The sequence below is a fragment of the Porphyromonas sp. COT-108 OH1349 genome (assembly GCF_000768755.1).
GTDB classification, from domain to species: Bacteria; Bacteroidota; Bacteroidia; order Bacteroidales; family Porphyromonadaceae; genus Porphyromonas_A; species Porphyromonas_A canoris.
The window spans coordinates 1-4,544 of sequence record NZ_JRAH01000043.1 but is presented as its reverse complement, the minus strand read 5'-3'; the positions used below and the strand labels follow the sequence as shown (position 1 = coordinate 4,544).

The 4,544-nt window shown below is 47.7% G+C and carries 2 protein-coding genes; both read left to right on the top strand.

The window, feature by feature from the left end; genetic code table 11:
• Positions 1-445 precede the first annotated feature (445 nt).
• Positions 446-703: a hypothetical protein gene (locus JT26_RS10015; RefSeq protein WP_081966447.1), complete on the top strand. Its 258-nt coding sequence runs from the start codon at positions 446-448 to the stop codon at positions 701-703.
• On the top strand, positions 693-1,685 hold the full coding sequence (locus JT26_RS10010; protein WP_036849453.1) for a relaxase/mobilization nuclease domain-containing protein: 993 nt from the start codon (positions 693-695) through the stop codon (positions 1,683-1,685). Before JT26_RS10015 ends, JT26_RS10010 begins: the two co-directional genes overlap by 11 nt.
• Positions 1,686-4,544 lie beyond the last annotated feature (2,859 nt).

Here is a 4,544-nt window from a genome sequence, read left to right as displayed (position 1 = left end):
TATGGAGCCAATGTTTCAAGTTTCTTAGAACGTATTGCTCTTCAACATTTGGAAGAGTACGGAGACGACATAGAACACTGGCGCAAACTCTAATCTCGGCATTCCGAGCCATCAGTAACGAAATGAACAATCGGCATTCTCAGGAGGGAAAGAAGGAAGAGATGAAAGCCAATCGTATCAGTTACAAAGAGTATTCATCGGTAGTAGTGCAAGACGTCAGTTTGTAGCCACAAACTGCTCTTGCCTCCTCTCTCGTTGGTTCGGGAGGGTAGCCGTAATCACTTCGTTCTCATCGGCTGGGATGCCTTAATAAGCAAGTTAAGATGAAACCAAAAACAGATAAAGAGAGAAGAAACAAGGGAAATAATANTCTGAAGAGGAACAACGAAAGATACAAAAGCGTGCAGAGCAATCGGGAAAGAAACTATCCGAATTCTCTCGTGAGATGCTTCTGACGGGAGAGGTCATTGCTATCCCGAAGTTGGATGCAAACGAACAGGAAGCCGTTCGGATCTTGCAACGCATCTCCCATTTCTTTACCCATATCTCCAACCTCATTAAGACGAAGGATGCCTCGTGGGTAGTCATGACCAAGAATCTTTCGCTCGTCTCATTGGAGGCTTTTAAGCGGTTTTATAATCCTCGCCATCGAGTTGTAGACGAGGTGTATGATATCTTAAAGATAGAGCGCAATGATCGCTAAGTGCAAAGCCATAGCACATGGAAAGGTAGCCTTGGAGTATATTTTCAGGGAGGCAAAACTCAAGAACAGGCTCTTATTTCAAGAGCTTTGTTCAGACACGCCAAGAGGAATATACGAAGAGATGTGCCTGTTGAGTGATTACAATAGTCGTTGTCGCAATAAGTTCTTGAGAATTGAAATCGGCATTGCTCCCGCAGATGAAGCAAAGATGAACGCTATGAAGCTCCGACATCTGGTGTCTGAGTTTATACAAGCCATGGGGTTGGAAAAGCATCAAGCCGTTGCCGTTACGCACAAGGATACGGATAACCTACACATTCATATCATCGCCAATCGAATCAGTGTGGATAGAGTTGTCTATGATACGACCTTTGTGAGCAATCGAGCAGCACGAGTGGCGGAAGAGTTGAGTCGCAAGCACGGTCTGACGATTGCCAATGAGATACGGGCAACAAAGCGATCTCAAAAGCCGAGAGCCCATCAAACACGGGAGGCGAGTAAGGATAAACTGCGTACAATGGTTTACGGACTGTTGGGAAAGTATGCAAATGGCGGAGTGAATGGCTACGCTTCCTTTCGATATGAATTGAGACGACAAGGAGTAACCGTGGAACAGATGATGAACAAGAAAGGGGGAATCTATGGTCTGAAATTTCTTTTTGAGGGGCAGACTTTCAAGGCTTCGGAAATAGGACGAGAGTTCGGATACAACTCACTGTTGAAACAATTCGGGCTCTCCTATGCCACTCCCTACCACTCTTCAGTTCCGATTTATCAGCCGAAAGAAGTTGTACAGGAAGAAAAGCTACAACCAGTACCAAGCCTTGTTGAAAGCGTGGTGGATGTTGCAGAAGGGATTGCATCAGGTGTCGGCAGTGCGCTGGATTTCCAAGTCCACGGAGAGGATTATGCCGAGACCGCCTTTCAGAGAAGACTTCGCCACGAAGCCAACAAGAAAAAGAAGCGGGGACAAAGGATATAAAAACAGACACTTCCTCCTCCAAAAAGAAAATCATGACGGAATGCTCACTTTCTCACGCAAAAGAGTATCTTTGCTGAAGATAAAGTAAGCGTTCTTTGTTAGAACAAACACAAGCAACAAAAAGCACTTCGCTCATTTCCAAATCGTTACCTGCCCACCACTCTCTTATTGGTAACGCCTTGTTGCTCAATAAGATAATCCTATCTTGAATTTTCTACGTACATAAAATTTTTTTCGTACGTACGAAATTTTCATGCTCTCCGAAACCGACCTTTTCTCTTTTCCCGATCCCGGTTTTCCGTCTCGGCACAAAAAAGCAGTGCCGGCACTTATCGCACCGGCACTGCCCGAATTTGTCTACAATATTTTATGTCCCGCCACTTCGGGGTGAGGGAAATTCCCCTCAATCTTAATCAGTATACCGTCCACCCTTTGTCTTCGGCTATCTTCTTGTTGCACGCATCCGTGCCCGGATTGTAATTGATCCAGATCATCTTATCGCCGGAGGTCTGCCCTTTTACATCGGGAAGCGTGCGGAATATCTCGTTCAGTGTCTCCGCGCTCAGCTTACAGCGGTAGACGCTCAACTCATCATTTATGCTGCGCGAGATCTTCAAGGAGCTTAGATTTAGGTTATTCGAGCAGGACAAATGTACCAAAGCGGTGTTCTTGCTCACATCCAGCGAGGTGAAGGAGTTAGAGTTGCAGTACAAATGTGTCAAAGCGGTGTTCTTGCTCACATCCAGCGAGGTGAGGGAGTTAGAGGAGCAGGACAAATGTTCCAAAGCGGTGTTCTTGCTCACATCCAGCGAGGCGAGGGAGTTAGAGTAGCAGGACAACTCTGTCAAAGCGGTGTTCTTGCTCACATCCAGCGAGGTGAGGGAGTTTTCGTCGCAGTACAACCATTCCAACTTGGTGTTCTTGCTCACATCCAGCGAGGTGAGGGAGGTAGAGCCGCAGGACAACCCGGTTACCTTTCCATACACCGTAATGGTCCGGGAGCCGAGCTTGTACTCTTGAGAGGAGCCAAATACGGTTACGCTCTCGCCTGCATCTTTGACCTTGTTGTTGTTCAGGTCTATCCAGATATTCGGATGGTCTGCCGGTTTGGCATAGATCCGAAGCTTTATCTTCTCGCCGACGGCTTTCGTTGTCGTCATCGTCATGCTGTTGCCGGCAGGAGGAGGAGGAGTATCTTCGACATCCAATTTCCAGCCTTTGTCCTTGGCTATCTTCTTGTTGCACGCCGCCGTGCCCGGATTACCTTTGATATATAGCTCTTTCTCGCCTTCTGTCTGCCCTTTTACATCGGGAAGTGTGCGGAATATCTCGTTCAGCGTCTCCGCACTCAGCTTACAGCCGTTGNCTTTGATATATAGCTCTTTCTCGCCTTCTGTCTGCCCTTTTACATCGGGAAGTGTGCGGAATATCTCGTTCAGCGTCTCCGCACTCAGCTTACAGCCGTTGACCCACAACGCATCATTTATGCTGCTCGAGATCTTCAAGGAGCTTAGATTCGGGTTCTTTTCGCAGGAGAATCGTCTCAAAGCCGTGTTCTTGCTCACATCCAGCGAGGTAAACTTGTTAGAGCCGCAAGTCAATATTTTCAAAGCCTTGTTCTTGCTCACATCCAGCGAGGTGAGGGAGTTAGAGTAGCAGTTCAACACTGTCAAAGCCGTGTTCTTGCTCACATCCAGCGAGGTGAGGGAGTTAGAGGAGCAGTCCAACGATGTCAAAGCGGTGTTCTTGCTCACATTCAGCGAGGTGAGGGAGTTATAGGAGCAGTACAACCCTCTCAAAGCAGCGTTCTTGCTCACATCCAGCGAGGTGAGGGAGTTATAGTTATAGGAGCAGTCCAACACTTTCAAAGCTATATTCTTGCTCACATCCAGAGAGGTGAGGGAGTTAGAGTAGCAGGACAACTCGGTTACCTTTCCATACACCGTAACGGTCTGAGAGTAGTCGAGCGTGTACTCTTTATCGGAGCCAAATTCGGTTACGCTCTCGCCTGCATCTTTGACCTTGTTGTTGTTCAGGTCTATCCAGACATTCGGACGGTCTGCCGGCTCGGCGTCGATCCAAAGCTGTATCTTATCGCCGGCGGCTCTCGTTGTCGTCATCGTCATTTGGTTAGGAACAGACGGAGGAGGAGTATCATCCACATCCAATTTCCAGCCTTTGTCTTCGGCTATCTTCTTGTTGCACGCTGCCGTACCCGGATTACCTTTGATATATAGCTCTTTCTTCCCTTCGGTCTGCTCTTTCACATCGGGAAGCGTGGTGAATATCTCGTTCAGTGTCTCCGCGCTCAGCTTGCAGTCGTTGCAGTCCAAATAGTTGTTTATACTGCTACTGATCTTTACGGAGCTTAGGTTTTTATTCTTCTCGCAGTCCAGAGATGTCAGAGCCTTGTTCTTGCTCACATCCAGGGAGGTGAGACTGTTAGAGTAGCAGACCAATCCTGTCAAAGCGGTGTTCTTGCTCACATCCAGGGAGGTTATCTTCTGACCATAGCAGTTCAAGTAGCTTACCTTTCCATACACCGTAACGGTCTGTGCAGCGAGTGTGTANGTGTTCTTGCTCACATCCAGGGAGGTTATCTTCTGACCATAGCAGTTCAAGTAGCTTACCTTTCCATACACCGTAACGGTCTGTGCAGCGAGTGTGTACCCTTTATTGATGCCAAATTCGGTTACGCTCTCGCCTGCATCTTTGACCTTGTTGTTGTTCAGGTCTATCCAGATGTCCGGACGGTCTGCCGGTTCGGCATTCATGCGCAACTCTATCTTTTCGCCTACCTTTTTCTCTGTCGTCATCGTCATGCTGTTGCCGGCAGGCGGAGTATCTTCGACATCCAAT